Origin of the sequence: Microcystis sp. M_OC_Ca_00000000_C217Col, assembly GCF_007095585.1 — a bacterium.
GTDB classification, from domain to species: domain Bacteria; phylum Cyanobacteriota; class Cyanobacteriia; order Cyanobacteriales; family Microcystaceae; genus Microcystis; species Microcystis panniformis.
The window spans coordinates 1-16,232 of the sequence record NZ_SFBV01000248.1 but is presented as its reverse complement, the minus strand read 5'-3'; the positions used below and the strand labels follow the sequence as shown (position 1 = coordinate 16,232).

The following is a 16,232-nucleotide window of genomic DNA, read 5'->3' as shown; positions in this document are numbered from 1 at the left end:
ATTTTCAGAGAAGAGAACCAAGCTCTGGTTCAATTAATTTTTTAGTCTATTGGGACTTAGGCATTTTCGGTCTCGGTCAAAAAAAGGATACATTTGGAGACTCATTAGGATTATTAAGCAAGGAGGCAAAATTATTTGTAGGATGGGTTAGCGGTAGCGTAACCCATGCCGGCGTTGGGTTTCATGCTTCAACCCAACCTACGTTCTCAACAAAAATCTTTTAAGTCAACAAAAAAGATACATTTGGAGATTAATTAAGATTAATTAACTGAATAATAGTATTTAACTATAGATAAAAGTAAATTTTAATCATTATCTTTTTTGATGTTATCGTTATAGACCATTTTGGTTTATTTGTCAATAGTGATCTTACCCATTTTCTCCCTAGCCGTCACCTCCAATTGGATTGAGGCAGAATTTTTCCCCACTGTGCCAGTCGATATAAACAAATAAAAAGGCGTTGTCAGATCAGAAGAGGAAAGATGCAATGCTCCGGTGCTGATTCGGAGCATCTTTCCATTTGACAACGCCGATTGTAGGGCTAATTCATGAATTAGCCCTACGCCGATTGTAGGGCTAATTCCACTACTAAATCGAGCGACCCCTTCGACTTGGCTCAGGGCAAGCCCTTCGACCCCTTCGACTTGGCTCAGGGCAAGTTGGCTCAGGGCAAGTCTTGTTCCCCACTTAAGCCCAACTATCGGCACTATTCGTTCATTAAACACTAATTGTCAAGATGCAATGCTATCCTTCCTATCAAAGTAATTTCAGTTCCGGGCTGATTCGGAGCATCTTTCAATTTGACAACGCCAATAAAAATGGTATCAGTGGGGAAAAAGCTCACCCCCTAGGATTGCTGTAAAAAAATTAATTCAGCCGGTGTTACCGCTCCTTTTTCGGTGATGATAGCGGTAATGAAAGCGGCCGGAGTAACATCGAAGGCGGGGTTATAAAAGTTAACATTTCTAGGGCAAAGGGTAGTCGTCCCCACCTGATAAATTTCGGCACTATCGCGCTGTTCGATCGGTATCCCCGTACCATCCTTAAGGGAAAAATCCACCGTCGATAGCGGCGCGGCCACATAAAAAGGCAGATGATGAGCTTTTGCCAGCACTGCCAGGGAATAGGTGCCAATTTTGTTGGCCGTGTCCCCATTGGCCGCAATGCGATCGGCCCCAACGATCACCGCATCGATCAGTTTTTGCTGCATACAGTGGGCCGCCATGCTATCGGTGATCACGGTGACGGGAATTCCCTCCCGCAGACATTCCCAGGCGGTTAATTTTGCCCCTTGCAGCCGCGGCCGGGTTTCGTCTGCATACACTTGTATTAATCTCCCTGCTGTCCAAGCGGAACGAATTACCCCTAAAGCAGTACCATAACCGGCCGTGGCTAGGGAACCAGTATTACAGTGGGTTAAAATTGTCAGTTTTTCCGGTTGCTCCGGCAGCGCCAATAAACCATGGTGACCGATCGCCCGACAGGTTTCCACGTCTTCTTTTTGGATATTTTGGGCAGTTTCAAGGAGATTTTTGGTAATTACTGCCACTTCTGGGCCACTTTCCCTGGCCACTTTTAACATTCGCTCGATCGCCCAGAATAAATTCACCGCCGTCGGCCGGGTTTGGGCTAATCGATCGGCTATTCTAGTTAAATCAGCCAGAAATTCCTCTTTCTGGTCGGTTTTAATTTCCTGCGCTCCTAAAACCATACCATAGGCAGCCGCCACCCCGATCGCCGGAGCGCCGCGGACAATCATCGTTTCGATCGCCCGGGCCATGGCTTCACTGCTGGTGATCTCAACTTCCCCATACTCCATGGGTAAACGGGTTTGATCGATCAGCCAGACTTTATTATCTTGCCAACGCACGGGATAGATCGAGTTACTCTCGCAAGTGGTTGTGGTCATAACATTTTTAGATTGAGAATTGGCCAAATTTACCACATAGACTTCTTGCCTAATTAATTTTTGAGAGTTCAAAAATGACAAAAATAGACATAAAACTGCATAAAATCCCTAAATAGGGCATTTAATTGATTATTTATTATTCATTCCTAATTCTCCTGACTACTGGCTCCTGACTTGAAAGAGGGTGTGGGGTGTGGGGTGTGGGGAGAATAAATAAAAATAATCTCCCGTCTCCCGTCTCCTGACTCCTATCTCCTATCTCCTATCTCCTGACTCCTGACCATAACAAAAATTTTTGATTTTTATAAGAGGTCTTATTTTGTGTTTTTTTGTAAAAAGTAATTTTAAATACAGAAACTTTTTTTAGAATGTATAAGTAGCTAGTTATAATTAAATTAAAAATGGATTTTAGGTCTTGATAAGGGGGGTGCCGATCCCCCCTTAATCCCCCCTTGATAAGGGGGGTGCCGATCCCCCCTTAATCCCCCCTTGATAAGGGGGGTGCCGATCCCCCCTTAATCCCCCCTTGATAAAGGGGGCATCTGATAATTTTTAACGCCTACCTACTTAGATAAGTGACTAGGAAAAATTGAAAAATACTTTCTCACTTAGTCCGAGCTTTTATATTAACTAATTCCGAGGATAATTACCGTGAAAACAGCGAAATATCCCGAAAAAATTGCCGCTCTCTGGACAACATTCCTCTTGGGAACCCTATTTCACACCCAACTGGGTTTAATGCCGCTTTTCCATGGTCAATCGATCGTCGAGAGCCATCAAACCAGCAATCTCGATCCGATTTTCTGGGGAATGTTGCTCTTTTTTTTGCTGCCAATGTTAGCGATTATCGGGGTCAATTTTAGCGAAAGTCGCTCCTTGAGAAAAGTCCATTTCTGGCTGACAATTCTCTATTCTGTCTTGAATTTAGCCCATCTAATCGCCGATCTTTTGGTCAGACCGATTGCCTGGTATCAAATCGCTCTCATGGCAATTTTGTTGATCATCGGACTGATTTTAAATCTAGTTTCCTATCAATGGCTGCGGTTAGCGATCGCCCATCCGCACCATCTCTCGGAAAGTCATTAGTAGTGGCAAGATCAAAAGGTGGCCGGTTGACTAACTGATTCAGACAAGAGGAGGCCTTTTGATCTCAAGTTGGTGCTTATGAAAGCAAAAGCAAGCTTAAACCGGAGCTAAAGGGATTTTTTCGGGAAATTTAACTTAAAAAATCTAATTAATCCCTATTATTCCCCAGATCAGCCCGTAAATTGCCCCTGTTTCCGGGCTGCTGCTGCCACCACATCTGACCAAGTGCGGATCTTTTTAGCTATGATGGTTCAGAAGCAAGCCAATAAAGGGAACTTTTGGGGCTGGTTATTCATCAGAAAACTCCTGATCGGAGGAGTTAAGCAGACGATATAGTTCAGATTAACGGCAAATATTGGTTAATAGTAATAACGAGGTAATTATTTTGATGAAATCTCTCATTCGTTGGACGGCAACTCTTGGTTTAGTAGGAACGACAATGTTGACTTCGCTGCTGGGCAGCTATTCTAAAGCACTCGCTTTACCGGAAGAACAAATCGTCAAAACCTTGCAGTCTGTACCTGTCTTCGCTATTGCCGATGATCAAGGAGTTCCCCTAATTGCCGTAGGAGAAAAAGAACAGAAATTCACGGGGGTTTTTATTAGTAAGCAGGACGCACAAAACTTTTTTGAACGACTGAAAAAAGAGAATCCTGAAGTGGCCAGCAAAGTTAAAGTTCAGGCTGTTTCCTTGGCACAAGTCTATAAAATGCAAACCAGTCAAACCGATCAAAATCGTTTAATTATCGATTTTGTTCCCAAAGAGTCGGAAGTAGAATCGGCGAAAAAACTGCTCAGTGAAAGAGGTCAACAGTATCAAGGTGGTGTACCTTTATTTGTGCCGAAAGCAGGAAAAGAGAGTAATTTTCTGGTGATCAATCGCAATAATCAGGATTTTATTCCTTTCTTCTTTGAAAAAGCCGCCGCTTTGCAAATGGTAGAACAATATAAAAAAGCTAATCCCGCCGAAGCAGCCACGGTGAAAATTGATGTTATTCCCTTAGAAAATGTCATCGCCACCCTACAACAAAGCAACGATGAAGCTTTAACTAAAATTCTCCTCTATCCTAGTCAAGAAACGATTGATTTTATTCGGGCAAATAGTAACCAAAAAGCTCCCAACCAACCCCCGGCAAATCAGCCACGCCCTAATAATAATACCAATAATCCCCCCGCCCCTAATCGTTAAGCCTTGTGTCTGCTAGTATTTCCGGTCAAGAATTAAGTCAATGGCGCCAACAGGCGATCGCTGATTTAGCGCAAGCGCAACTATCTGCCAAGGAAGTGGATATCTTTCTGCAAGCAGTGACAGATTTAGATACTCTTTCCCTGCGCTTACAATCCTTTCGCGAACGAGAAAAAATCCCTTTGAGTTATTCTTGGTCGGAAATTACTAAACGCTGGCAAAAACGCCTGCAAGCAAGGGTTCCCTTGCAGTATTTGCTCGAATCGGTGGTCTGGCGTAATTTTACCCTGAAAGTCTCCCCAGATGTCTTAATTCCTCGTCCCGAAACCGAGTTATTAATCGATATTGTTGGCGAAACCGTCAGAGGAGACGACGGGGGAATCTGGGTAGATCTGGGAACCGGTAGCGGTGCGATCGCTATTGGTTTAGCTAGTATCTTGACAAAAGCGGCAATATATGCTATTGATTACAGTCCAACGGCTCTAGCGATCGCCAAAGAAAATATCATCAAGACGGGTTTTGCCGACAGAATTATCTTAAAACAGGGTTCTTGGTGGACACCCCTAGGGAAGTGGAAGGGACAGATTAGCGGTATGGTGTCCAATCCTCCCTATATTCCCAGTGCAGAAATCCTTGACCTACAAATTGAAGTGCGGGAACATGAACCCCGTTTGGCCCTCGATGGAGGTGAAGACGGATTGACCGCATTGCGCTATCTAGTGGCCACTGCTCCCGATTATCTGCGATCGGGAGGTCTTTGGCTAGTGGAAATGAGAGCCGGTCAAGGGGAAAAAGTAGCGCAAATGCTGGAAAATCAGGGCAATTATCGACAAATTCAGATTATTAACGACCTAGCAGGTTTCGATCGCTTTGTTTTGGCCGAGCGAATTTAGCGCAATGCAGCCGCTTCGCAGTCCCGCAGCCAGAGACGCACCGCTTGGCCGATGGTGCCTTGGCTGGTTTCTAGGGGAGGTAAGGGGACTTGAGCGGGTTCAAGGGCAGCTAATTGACTGTAAACCGTCACTAATCGCCATCCTTCCCCAGTTTTAGTTAAAAATAACCAGTGATAATTTTGGAGAGTGACAGAGCGATTTTTGCTGTACTGACGCTCTAAAGTCGTAAAAAAAACCTGTTGAGTGTCATCGGCAATTTGACCGGAATATTGATTAGCACTTAAAGGTAGGGGTGCAAATTCGGGACGACCGGCAATAATCACAAAAACTGGTGTAGATAATTTTTGGTCGATTTGGGAACGGGTAATAACTCGATTAGCATAACCGGGTAAATCTGACAAGAGGCGATCGACTAAAAGATTTAAATCCTCCGGACAGCTAGAAAGAGGACGACTAACAGCCGGTGAGTTAATCCCGAAAATAACCAGTAATACCCCTAAATATCGGCTAATTCGTGACAAATTTTTGTCCATGCTACCTTTGGCTCCTCGGCACCGGTGATCGGTCGTCCAATTACTAGATAATCAGCCCCAGCTTTAAGCGCTTGGCCTGGAGTCATCACCCGACTTTGATCCCCTTTGCTTGACCAGGAGGGACGAACTCCGGGGCAAACTAAGAGAAAATCCTCTCCACAGACGCACCGCAATTGCGCCACTTCTTGGGGAGAACAAACCGCCCCATCAATTCCCGATTCTTTGCCCAATAATGCCAGATTTAAGGCATATTCCGATAGTTCTAGGGGAATTTTGAGGTCGAGGGCTAATTCCCTGGCGTTAAGGCTGGTTAAAACGGTGATAGCGAGAAGTTTTGGCGGCGATAGCAGGTCAGAGATTGCCGCCTTAGCTGCCGTCATTGCTTGCCGTCCGGCTGTTGCGTGGAGGGTAAGTAAATCCACTCGATAGCGACTGGCGGAACGACAGGCCCCAGCGACCGTATTGGGAATATCATGAAATTTTAGATCGAGAAAGCTCTTTTTTTGTCTTTCTTGCAGAATCCCTAGAATTTCTGCACCGCTACTGACAAATAATTCTAGTCCCACTTTCCAAAAATTGACTTCCGGCAACAGATCAAGCAGTGCGATCGCTGATTCTAAATCCGGCACATCGAGAGGAACAATAATTCGGTCTGAGTTGGTCATATTGGGGCGATAAATCAGAGAAAAATCCAATCGGCAAAAGTGGCAGCCTGTCCGCAGTAAATGCCATCACGATCGATGATATTCCAAACGATCGCTTTTTCAATGCGAAATAGTTGACCGTTTTTCGTGATCCTTACCCCGTGATAATCGTTGATATAACCTTGTTTTTTGACTAAATCTAGCATTTTTTGGCGTTCTTTGGCGATTTCCTCCCCCTCTACCGTCGCTCGCGAAGGAGTTGTTAATAATTCTGGCCAAGTTAAACCCCAGAGATCGAGGGCACCGCGATTACCATAATTGAAGATCGGATTAGTTTGCGTACCGTGGGAAACCAGGACAAAAGGGGCATAAAAGAGCATTTTACTCTGTTCTTTGCCAGTACCGATCCGGGGTAAAAGCGATCGCCCGATTAACCGTTCATAATTATCCAGCAGCAATTCTGTCCAAGCTATAATAGCTAAATCTTCCCAAATTTCCATAAAATTATCTTGAAAAACCGGTTTAAGTAGGGAGGCACAATTATTGGTAGGATGGGTTAGCGGTAGCGTAACCCGTGCGGGTGTTGGGTTTCATGCTTCAACCCAACCTACGTTCATCTTATATTTAATTCCACCCACCCACTTAATCTTCCCTTTGCCAATATTTATAGGCCGCGTAGGCTAAAGTAATCACTCCCGTCAGAATTGCCGACTCATCCACTAAAAATTCCGGATGGTGAAGGGGGGGATTGAGGAGGTGAGGAGAACCCACTCCCAGACGGAACATTGTCCCCGGGGCCTGTTGCAAATAAAGGGAAAAATCCTCGGCCCCCATGGAGGGTTCCGAGAGAATTAAAACCCGATCCTGTCCCCAAGCTTCTAAACCAGCTTCTTCGACTAACCGGGTTAAAAATTGGTCATTTTGTACCGATGGCACGCCCCGGCGATAATTTACTTGACATTTAGCGTTATATGTGCTACAGACATTCGTGACCAAACTCTCGATCCATTCCGGGAGATGGGCGTGGGTTTCTGGGTGCAGCGATCGCACGGTTCCCGCCATGCGTACCTGATCGGCGATGACGTTGGGGGCGCGACCACCGCTAATCTGGCCGATGGTGAGGACGATGGGACGCAAAGGGTTTTGAGTCCGACTAATTGCCTGTTGTAAAGTGGTGATTACTTGCGAGGCGATCCAGATAGCATCGATCGCCTCGTGGGGCCGGGCCCCGTGGCCCGATTCTCCTTGAATAAAAATCTCCAGATCGTCGGCAGCCGCAGTTAAGGCCCCGTAACGAACCCCGATCGATCGGGCCGGAATCGAGGGGAAAACGTGCAGCCCGAAAACGGCACTGACATCCCGCATCACCCCTTCCCGGATCATCCAACTGGCCCCCTGGGCGATTTCCTCTGCTGGTTGAAAGAGAAAGCGTATTTTTCCCCCCAAAGGTTCCGAGAGACGGGAAAGCACCATCGCCACCCCTAAACCGACGGTAGCATGAACATCGTGACCGCAGGCGTGCATAATCCCCGGTTTACGGGAAGCAAAGTCTAAATCGGTTCTTTCTTGGATCGGTAGGGCATCCATATCGGCCCGGATGGCTAAAATTCTCCGATCACTGCCTTTTCCCGCCAATTCTCCCTTAACTCCCGTTTTTCCCACCGCTTCCTGCACCGATAGACCACAGGAAGACAAAACCCCGGCAATATAGGCGGCAGTTTGATATTCTTGCCCACTTAACTCTGGATTCGCGTGAATGTGGCGGCGAATCTCCACTAATCGGGGTGCGAGACTCTCGGCTATGTTTTTAATCTCGGAGAGCATGAAACCAGTTTTACAGTATCTTTAGGGTTAATCATAGAGCATTTTTTACCTGAAAAGTTGGGTCTGGCTGATTTTCAGTCTCAACTGTCTTCTCGGCACTCTTTCAACCCAGGACTAAGCTAATTTGTCAAGAGGATGCAGGAGTTAAGTAGGTAGGCGTTAAAAGTTGTCAGACACCCCCCTTATCAAGGGGGGACTAAGGGGGGATCGGCACCCCCCTTATTAAGGGGGGACTAAGGGGGGATCGGCACCCCCCTTATCAAGGGGGATCCCCCCGCCTTCGGCTTCCCCCCTTATCAAGGGGGGCTAGGGGGGATCGAACCTAAAATCCATTTTTAATTTAATTATAACCAGCTACTTACTATTCATCTCTTGATTCGGTAACACCTCTTGAGAGAATATTCCAGCTATGATAGAAAACAGTGTCTAGTTAGGAAAAAAACATGGTTCAGTCTTCCGAAAAAATTGAAGTTAAGTACGGGGAAAGAGAAATTGCCGAAGGAACATTAATTACTTTCCCTAATCCACGTCCCGGCAGAAATTACGATATTCAGATCACTCTGCCGGAATATACCTGTAAGTGTCCCTTTTCCGGTTATCCCGATTTTGCCACTATTTATCTTAGCTACGTTCCCGATCAAAAGGTGATGGAATTAAAGGCGATTAAACTTTATATTAATAGTTATCGCGATCGTTATATTTCCCACGAAGAAGCAATTAACCAAATTTTAGATGATTTGGTGGCCGCTTGCGAACCCTTGCAGATGAAAGTTAAGGGGGATTTTCATCCCAGAGGTAACGTACATACCGTGGTGGAGGTGATGTATAAAAAAGAATAGCATAATTGTCTAGTTTGGGGATGGGGTTGCCTCCATCCCTTGCTGTTCTAGTTTTTGTTGTTCAAGTTTTTTGCTGTTGGAAGGTGTTCTGCGCTCTGCTTTCTGTTGTTCGTGTCTCTATGGTTGATCCTTAACCCTTGGCACAACCCGAAAGAATTGTAAAAGTTAGGGTCATTAAAAAAAGCTGGGATTATCATTAAAGTAGTCCGAATCGTGATCCTGATTTTATGTCCCAGAAAAATGAAATTCTTCCGCTGCTGTTGACGGTTATGGTGACATCGGCACTTTTAGGAGGAATTGCTTGGTGGTTGCTCAACAAAACCTTTCCCAATCTCAATGATCGATCTAATTCTTCTTCCTCGAATAATCAAATTTCTGAAACTTTAGGTGCAGTTACAAATGTCCCGGAAGGATTATTTAACTACGGGGGAAGTACCACTTGGGCCCCGATTCGCAAGGAAGTGGACTTTATTATCCAGCAAGTCTGGCCGAAATTTCGCCTCGTCTATACCGATCCCACTACGGGAACCCCCGGCACCGGCAGCGGTATTCGGATGTTAATCGAGAATCAATTGGCTTTTTCCCAAGCATCTCGATCGCTCAAAGATGAGGAAATACAACGCGCTCAACAACGGGGATTGACCTTAAAAGAGGTTCCCGTGGCTATCGATGGAATTGCGATCGCAGTTCATCCCGATTTACCGGTTTCCGGTCTAACAATTACCCAGTTAAAAGATATTTATACAGGAAAAATTCGCAATTGGCGGCAAGTGGGCGGGCCTAATTTAGCGATTATTCCCTATTCCCGACGCAAGGAAGATGGGGGAACCGTGGAATTTTTTATCGATCAGGTTTTAGAAAAAGCCGATTTTGGCAGTAACATTAAGTACGTTTATAGTACAACTCCCGCTCTCAGAAAAGTTTCCCAAAATTTAGGAGGAATTTACTATGCTTCTGCACCGGAAGTAGTTCCCCAGTGTGGAATTAAAACTTTACCCCTCGGTAAAAGCGAAAATAAGTTAGTTGCCCCCTATCAAGAACCTTCGATCCCGTCTTCCCAATGTCCCCAGAAGCGTAATCAACTGAATGAATTAGCTTTTCAAAAGGGAGAATACCCGATCACCCGTCGTCTTTTTGTTATTATCAAACAAAATGGTCAATTAGACGAACAAGCGGGGGAAGCTTACGCTGATTTATTATTAACCGATCAAGGACAGGAATTAATTGAAAAAGCCGGTTTTGTTCCCTTGAGATAATTTAATCCAACTTCTACAAATCTAGGTTAAAGTGAATTTGAGCAATTTTCATCTGAGTGTGCGCTTGATTGGGCGCATCTAGAGGACTGCTACTCCCAGTTTTGTCCAGATTTTCGGCTATCCCGTCGAAATCATCCCTCAGTGCGAACGATTTTTACCGAACAAGCAGGGCATCGATGACGGTGGGATTTACACCTTCTGTCGCTACTATCCCACCTATGTGCAACTGGCAGTAGTAGCCAACAACCCCGACGAGCAAGCCATTTGCGCCCAATACCTGCGCCATAATTGCGTCAGATACTTTGCTTTGATCTAAAATTGAGTCAGCAATATCTAATTTGGAGTCTCAGGCAATGGAAATAATTCTCGCTGCGTTGGCTGCTGGTGCGGCGGCTGCTGCTAAGGATACGGCAGGAACAGCCGTTAAGGATGCTTATGAGGGTTTAAAAGCGTTGATTAAGAAGAAATTTGCAGAAAAAGGGAAAACAGATGATAGTGATAAGCTAAACGGCGCTTAACCTGCATGATCCAACAGCTATAACCCTTTTGGAGTCTATATCGGTGATCCGAAGTAAAAGCCGTTTAGCTTATCGTCGATAAACATGAGAAAAAACCAGATTCAGAGGGGGTAAAAACACTGCTCAAAGAAGAGTTACTTGAAGCAAAAATTGATAGAGATGCAGAGGTTATTAAGACAGCAGAAGAATTACTTAAGCAATTAAAACCTGAAGAATTTGCCGCAGGTAAGTATAATATTAATGTTGGTGATGATATTAAAGGAATGGTGGGAGATGGTACTTTGAAGGGAATTGCAGGAGATATTAGTGGTGGAAATATTAGTCAGAACATTAATTAGTTGAGGATTATTTAGGAGGGAAATTTATGTCAATTACTGTTGAGGTAGAACTTAAAGATTTTCTAATTCAAATCAATCAAAAGTTAGATAATCTTCAAAAAGATGTTACTGATATTAAGATTGAACTTAGTGAAGTTAAAGGTGAAATTAAGCGTCTGGAGGAAAAAATCGATGGTGTCGAGAAGCGTCTGGAGGAAAAAATTGATGGTGTCGAGAAGCGTCTGGAGGAAAAAATTGATGGTGTCGAGAAGCGTCTAGAGGGAAAAATTGATGGATTGGAAAAGCGCTTAGAGAATCAAGAGTTTGTCAGTCGAGGGATTTTAGTCGCTTTAATTGTAACGATTTTAGGCGGTTTGGCTAAATTGTTTGGTTTAGTAGGAAGTCCTTAAAGAGTGCTAATTCTAAAACTGCAATTTAAAGTTAACTTGAAAAGAATAATTTTGGGGTAGCAAAAATGACTGATAAAAGTTATTATTCAGAAATAGGTGGTGATGTTAAAGGTCTTATTGGTGATGGTGAATTTAAGGGAATTGCAGGTGATATTAGTGGCGGTGTAATCAATCAATATATTATCACCCAAAAGTCAGGAGTTGAGATTCAGGCTCAAACTTTAATTACGGGTTCACCTTATTTGGGTTTAAGGAAGTTTGAAGTAGATGATAAGGATAGGTTTTTTGGGCGAGATAATTGGATTGTTGAGTTAACCGATTATTTAAAGCAAAAGAATGTTTTATTGCTTTTAGGTGCGTCGGGAAGTGGTAAGTCTTCTCTCGTGCAAGCGGGTTTAATTCCTAAGTTAAAGGATAATTTTGGCGCAAATAGATTGGTTAATTTAACTTTTGTTCCTGATGTTAATCCCTTTGAGTCTTTTTATTGTCTTTTAAGGAATAGATATACACAATCCGAAGCACAATTAGCACAAGCTGTTAAGGAAGATACTTTAATTAAGGTGGTTGAAGGATTAAAAAATAATTCTGATTTATGGTTTATTTTTATTGACCAATTTGAGGAATTATTTACTCGTACACCGAAGACGGAAAGAGATATTTTCATTAAAAGTTTGATTAAATTAATTGAAAATAATAATAGTTTAGTTAAAATTGTGATGACGATGAGGGCGGATTTTTTAGATAAATTAAGTCCTTATCCCAGTTTAGGAAAAATCCATGATCAGTATAGCAAGATGTTAACGGATATGGATGAAAGTGAGTTAAGATTAGCTATTGCTGAACCGGCGGCGAGAAATGGGGTAATTTTTGAACAGGGATTAATTAATCAAATTATTGCCGATTTTTATGAACAGGCTGGCTCTTTACCTCTGTTACAATATACGTTAGATTTATTGTGGGAAAAAGATCATATTCAAGAGCGGGTTTTAAATATTAAGACTTATCAAGAGATTGGTGGGGTAACGGGTGCGCTAGAAAAACAAGCGGATAAAATTTATAGTCAATTTAATGAACAGCAACGGAAAGCAGCAGAGGAAATTTTTCTAGAGTTAATTAGTTTAGAAGGGGAAAAAGCGGTTAGCAGAAGGGCGGATAAATCGAGTTTTGAACCGGAGGAAATGCAAAGGGAGGTTCTCTATCAATTGATAGATAATCGTCTTTTGGTGAGTAAGGGAGAAGACGGGAAAGCAACGGTTGAGATAGCGCATGAGGCGTTAATTCGTTCTTGGAAAGTGTTACAGGATTTAATTAGGGAAAAGGAGGAGATAATTGTTCTCAGAAGTCGTTTATATGCTGATGCAAAACAGTGGGATGATTTACAGAAGCAAGATGCAGTAAAAGCGAGTAGTGAGCTTTGGGGCGGTTCTAAGTTGGCTAAAATTGTTGAGTTTCAAAAGAATAATTCTCTGCCTAATTTAGAGGCTTTGGCGATTGAGTTTATTAAGGCGAGTATTAGTCAAGCAGAACGACAAAAAAATGAAAAAATTAGAACAGCGCGAATAATTACAGCGGGTTCTTTGGTGGCGGTGGTGATTAGTACTGGATTTGGTTTAATGGCGTGGAAACAAACACAACAAGCGGAACTCAATCTGGCAAATGCTCGCGGGTTTTCTTCCTTGTCTTTGTTTGATAGAGGAAAAGAATTAGAGGCTTTTGTTGAAGCGATTAAAGCAGGAAAAACCCTACAAAAGCAGCAGGCATCCGACACGAAGGTGACGAATGCCTTACAGGAACTTCTCAACCGCAAAAGTGAACGCAATCGCTTAGAAGGGCATGGTAGATATGTCCATAGCGTTAATTTTAGTCCTAACGGCAAGACTTTGGTGAGCGGTAGTGATGACAAAACTATCAAACTCTGGAATGTAGAAACAGGCCAAAAACTCCACACCCTCAAGGGGCATAATGGCCCTGTCTATAGCGTTAATTTTAGTCCTGACGGCAAGACTTTGGTAAGCGGTAGTGATGACAAAACTATCAAAACTATCAAAATCTGGAATGTAGAAACAGGCAAAGAAATCCGTACCCTCAAGGGGCATGGTGGCCCTGTCTATAGCGTTAATTTTAGTCCCGACGGCAAGACTTTGGTGAGCGGTAGTGATGACAAAACTATCAAACTCTGGGATGTAGAAACAGGCGAAAAACTCCACACCTTCGAGGGGCATGGTGGCCCTGTCTATAGCGTTAATTTTAGTCCCGACGGCAAGACTTTGGTGAGCGGTAGTGGTGACAAGACTATCAAACTCTGGAATGTAGAAAAACCCCAAGAAATCCGTACCCTCAAGGGGCATAATAGCCCTGTCTATAGCGTTAATTTTAGTCACGACGGTAAGACTTTGGTGAGCGGTAGTGGTGACAAGACTATCAAACTCTGGAATGTAGAAAAACCCCAAGAAATCCGCACCCTCAAGGGGCATAATAGCCGTGTCAGAAGCGTTAATTTTAGTCGCGACGGCAAGACTTTGGTGAGCGGTAGTTGGGACAACACCATCAAACTCTGGAATGAGTCAACAGGCCAAGAAATCCTCACCCTCAAGGGGCATGAAGGCCCTGTCTGGAGCGTTAATTTTAGTCCTGACGAGGGCAAGACTTTGGTGAGCGGTAGTGATGACGGGACTATCAAACTCTGGAATGTAGAAATAGTCCAAACCCTCAAGGGGCATGATGACCTTGTCAATAGCGTTAATTTTAGTCCCGAGGGCAATACTTTGGTGAGCAGTAGTGATGACGAGACTATCAAGCTCTGGGATGTAAAAACAGGCGAAGAAATCCTCACCCTCAAGGGGCATGATGGTCCTGTCAGAAGCGTTAATTTTAGTCCCGACGGCAATACTTTGGTGAGCGGTAGTGATGACAAAACTATCATACTCTGGGATGTAAAAACAGGCGAAAAACTCCACACCTTCTATGGGCATAATGGCCTTGTCAGAAGCGTTAATTTTAGTCCCGACGGCAAGACTTTGGTGAGCGGTAGTTGGGACGGGACTATCAAACTCTGGAATGTAAAAACAGGCAAGGAAATCCCCACCTTCCATGGCTTCCAGGGGCATCATCGTGTCAGAAGCGTTAATTTTAGTCCCAACGGCAAGACTTTGGTGAGCGGTAGTAATGACAATACTATCAAACTCTGGGATGTAAAAACAGGCAAAGAAATCCCCACCTCCTATGCCTTCAAGGGGCATGAAGGCCCTGTCAGAAGCGTTAATTTTAGTCCCAACGGCGAGACTTTGGTGAGCGGTAGTTATGACAAGACTATCAAACTCTGGGATGTAAAAACAGGCAAAGAAATCCACACCTTCGAGGGGCATGATGGCCCTGTCAGAAGCGTTAATTTTAGTCCTAACGGCAAGACTTTGGTGAGCGGTAGTGATGACAAAACTATCAAACTCTGGAATGTAGAAAAACGCCAAGAAATCCGCACCCTCCATGGGCATAATAGCCGTGTCAGAAGCGTTAATTTTAGTCGCAACGGCAAGACTTTGGTGAGCGGTAGTTGGGACAACACTATCAAACTCTGGAAGGTAGAAACAGACTCGAATTTATTGAATTTAGATGCTTTAATGGAGAGTAGTTGCGATTGGGTGCGGGCTTATTTGCACAATCCTAATTCTGATGTTAGGGAGGAAGATAGGCATTTGTGTGATGGGATTTGATCCCCCCCCTGCCCCCCTTAAAAAGGGGGGAGAATTTAGTATCTGGGGAAATTTATCTAAATTTCGTTAAAATTATGATAGAAGGAATCGATCAGAAAAATGATGAATGAAAACTACCCGCTACTTTGAAGAATAAGTCTTGGTCAAAAGACCCTATCTTAAGCGAGAATAGTGTCAACAGGCTATTCAGAATCCAGTTAGACGAGAAATAGAACCAAATGGACGCATTCGTCATTGGTTATACATTCCCGAATTAGGAAAATACTTGCGAGTTGTCACTCTAGATGATGGAGAAACCATTTATAACGCCTTCCCAGATCGTAACTTTAAGGAGTAAAAAATGAAATTTAGTTATTATCCTGAAACCGATTCTCTATACATTAGCCTATCAGAAAAAACAAGCACCGATTCTCAAGAAATCGCCCCTGATATTGTTTTAGATTTTGATAGCGAAGGAAAATTAGTTGGAATTGATATTGATCAAGCTAGTCAAATTGTTGATTTAACTCGTTTAGAAACTGAGTCTTTCCCCCTTAATTCTGTTATTTTATCTCAATCAAAATAGTCTATATTAGAATCAAATAGCTAAAGAGATAACAATGGCTAAAATCTCCATTTCTTTACCTGATGAACTGGTTAATTACCTAGACCAGAAAGTAGAAGATAAAAGCATTTTCATCGCCTCAATTTTACAACAATGGCGACAACAACAAGAAGCAGAAGAACTCGCCCAAGCTTTTTTAGCAGTAGATGAACTAGAATTAGGATGGACTGACGAATGGCAAACAGCAGCGATTATCAACTCGGAAGCATTATGGCTGAAGTAAAACTTATATCTAAACATCTAAACTCCTTAAAAAAATTTATTGAAGACGCATTAACCGAAAGACTGCAAGAACTTCAAGAAGGAATTAAGCGCACCCAAGAACGAATAACTTTTTTTGAAAATAAGTAGCTGGTTATAATTAAATTAAAAATGGATTTTAGCTTCGATCCCCCCTGCCCCCCTTGATAAGGGGGGTGCCGATAGGCGGGGGGATCCCCCTTGATAAGGGGGGTGCCGATAGGCGGGGGGATCCCCCTTGATAAGGGGGGTGCCGATAGGCG

17 protein-coding genes and 1 pseudogene are annotated in these 16,232 nt (G+C 43.5%); 12 read left to right on the top strand and 6 right to left on the bottom strand.

Annotated elements, in window-relative coordinates; translation table 11 throughout:
- Positions 1 to 350: 350 nt before the first annotated feature.
- On the bottom strand, positions 351 to 725 hold the full coding sequence (locus EWV66_RS15245) for a hypothetical protein (protein WP_043996648.1): 375 nt from the start codon (positions 723 to 725) through the stop codon (positions 351 to 353).
- 122 nt (positions 726 to 847) lie between these two features.
- Positions 848 to 1,909 carry an S-methyl-5-thioribose-1-phosphate isomerase gene (gene mtnA, locus EWV66_RS15240; RefSeq protein ID WP_287107994.1) on the bottom strand — a complete coding sequence of 354 codons (1,062 nt, stop codon included), beginning with the start codon at positions 1,907 to 1,909 and terminating at the stop codon, positions 848 to 850.
- Between the two features lie 651 nt (positions 1,910 to 2,560).
- Here mtnA and EWV66_RS15235 point away from each other — a divergent pair.
- The 3 genes from EWV66_RS15235 (at position 2,561) to prmC (ending at position 5,074) form a co-directional block, all read left to right on the top strand.
- Complete coding sequence (locus tag EWV66_RS15235; RefSeq protein WP_002733588.1) at positions 2,561 to 2,995, top strand: hypothetical protein; 435 nt, start codon at positions 2,561 to 2,563, stop codon at positions 2,993 to 2,995.
- A 388-nt stretch (positions 2,996 to 3,383) separates the two neighbouring features.
- Positions 3,384 to 4,184 (top strand): Tic22 family protein, encoded by an 801-nt coding sequence (locus tag EWV66_RS15230; protein WP_072927137.1) that lies wholly within the window; start codon positions 3,384 to 3,386, stop codon positions 4,182 to 4,184.
- A 5-nt stretch (positions 4,185 to 4,189) separates the two neighbouring features.
- Complete coding sequence (prmC, locus tag EWV66_RS15225) at positions 4,190 to 5,074, top strand: peptide chain release factor N(5)-glutamine methyltransferase (RefSeq protein WP_072927138.1); 885 nt, start codon at positions 4,190 to 4,192, stop codon at positions 5,072 to 5,074.
- Here the strand turns inward: prmC and EWV66_RS15220 are convergent.
- The 4 genes from EWV66_RS15220 to EWV66_RS15205 form a co-directional block, all read right to left on the bottom strand.
- On the bottom strand, positions 5,071 to 5,607 hold the full coding sequence (locus tag EWV66_RS15220) for a hypothetical protein (RefSeq protein ID WP_072927139.1): 537 nt from the start codon (positions 5,605 to 5,607) through the stop codon (positions 5,071 to 5,073). The two genes, prmC and EWV66_RS15220, sit on opposite strands and share 4 nt — an antisense overlap.
- Positions 5,571 to 6,272 (bottom strand): orotidine-5'-phosphate decarboxylase, encoded by a 702-nt coding sequence (gene pyrF / locus EWV66_RS15215; protein WP_072927142.1) that lies wholly within the window; start codon positions 6,270 to 6,272, stop codon positions 5,571 to 5,573. The genes EWV66_RS15220 and pyrF overlap by 37 nt, the downstream gene beginning before the upstream one ends.
- A gap of 14 nt (positions 6,273 to 6,286) precedes the next feature.
- Positions 6,287 to 6,751 (bottom strand): MEKHLA domain-containing protein, encoded by a 465-nt coding sequence (locus EWV66_RS15210; RefSeq protein ID WP_287107981.1) that lies wholly within the window; start codon positions 6,749 to 6,751, stop codon positions 6,287 to 6,289.
- A 142-nt stretch (positions 6,752 to 6,893) separates the two neighbouring features.
- The gene (locus EWV66_RS15205) at positions 6,894 to 8,075 is read right to left on the bottom strand and encodes a M20 family metallopeptidase (RefSeq protein WP_193961353.1); all 1,182 of its coding nucleotides are present in this window, start codon (positions 8,073 to 8,075) and stop codon (positions 6,894 to 6,896) included.
- A gap of 443 nt (positions 8,076 to 8,518) precedes the next feature.
- Between EWV66_RS15205 and queF the strand changes: the two genes are divergently transcribed.
- The 9 genes and pseudogenes from queF (at position 8,519) to EWV66_RS15165 (ending at position 16,080) form a co-directional block, all read left to right on the top strand.
- The gene (gene queF, locus EWV66_RS15200; protein ID WP_002740916.1) at positions 8,519 to 8,914 is read left to right on the top strand and encodes a preQ(1) synthase; all 396 of its coding nucleotides are present in this window, start codon (positions 8,519 to 8,521) and stop codon (positions 8,912 to 8,914) included.
- A gap of 227 nt (positions 8,915 to 9,141) precedes the next feature.
- On the top strand, positions 9,142 to 10,170 hold the full coding sequence (locus EWV66_RS15195; protein WP_287107983.1) for a PstS family phosphate ABC transporter substrate-binding protein: 1,029 nt from the start codon (positions 9,142 to 9,144) through the stop codon (positions 10,168 to 10,170).
- A 353-nt stretch (positions 10,171 to 10,523) separates the two neighbouring features.
- Positions 10,524 to 10,674 (top strand): annotated as a pseudogene (locus EWV66_RS24460) (Het-E N-terminal domain-containing protein); the annotation flags it as partial.
- An 85-nt stretch (positions 10,675 to 10,759) separates the two neighbouring features.
- Complete coding sequence (locus EWV66_RS24455) at positions 10,760 to 11,026, top strand: Het-E N-terminal domain-containing protein (RefSeq protein WP_502706150.1); 267 nt, start codon at positions 10,760 to 10,762, stop codon at positions 11,024 to 11,026.
- 26 nt (positions 11,027 to 11,052) lie between these two features.
- Positions 11,053 to 11,415 (top strand): coiled-coil domain-containing protein, encoded by a 363-nt coding sequence (locus tag EWV66_RS15185; protein ID WP_002763821.1) that lies wholly within the window; start codon positions 11,053 to 11,055, stop codon positions 11,413 to 11,415.
- A gap of 65 nt (positions 11,416 to 11,480) precedes the next feature.
- Positions 11,481 to 15,125, top strand: a complete 3,645-nt coding sequence (locus EWV66_RS15180; protein WP_287107985.1) for a WD40 repeat domain-containing protein — start codon at positions 11,481 to 11,483, stop codon at positions 15,123 to 15,125.
- 340 nt (positions 15,126 to 15,465) lie between these two features.
- The gene (locus tag EWV66_RS15175; RefSeq protein ID WP_072923712.1) at positions 15,466 to 15,690 is read left to right on the top strand and encodes a DUF2283 domain-containing protein; all 225 of its coding nucleotides are present in this window, start codon (positions 15,466 to 15,468) and stop codon (positions 15,688 to 15,690) included.
- A gap of 34 nt (positions 15,691 to 15,724) precedes the next feature.
- Positions 15,725 to 15,952 carry a DUF8778 family protein gene (locus tag EWV66_RS15170; RefSeq protein WP_052277900.1) on the top strand — a complete coding sequence of 76 codons (228 nt, stop codon included), beginning with the start codon at positions 15,725 to 15,727 and terminating at the stop codon, positions 15,950 to 15,952.
- Positions 15,940 to 16,080 carry a hypothetical protein gene (locus EWV66_RS15165; protein ID WP_287107987.1) on the top strand — a complete coding sequence of 47 codons (141 nt, stop codon included), beginning with the start codon at positions 15,940 to 15,942 and terminating at the stop codon, positions 16,078 to 16,080. The genes EWV66_RS15170 and EWV66_RS15165 overlap by 13 nt, the downstream gene beginning before the upstream one ends.
- The last annotated feature ends 152 nt before the right edge of the window (positions 16,081 to 16,232 follow it).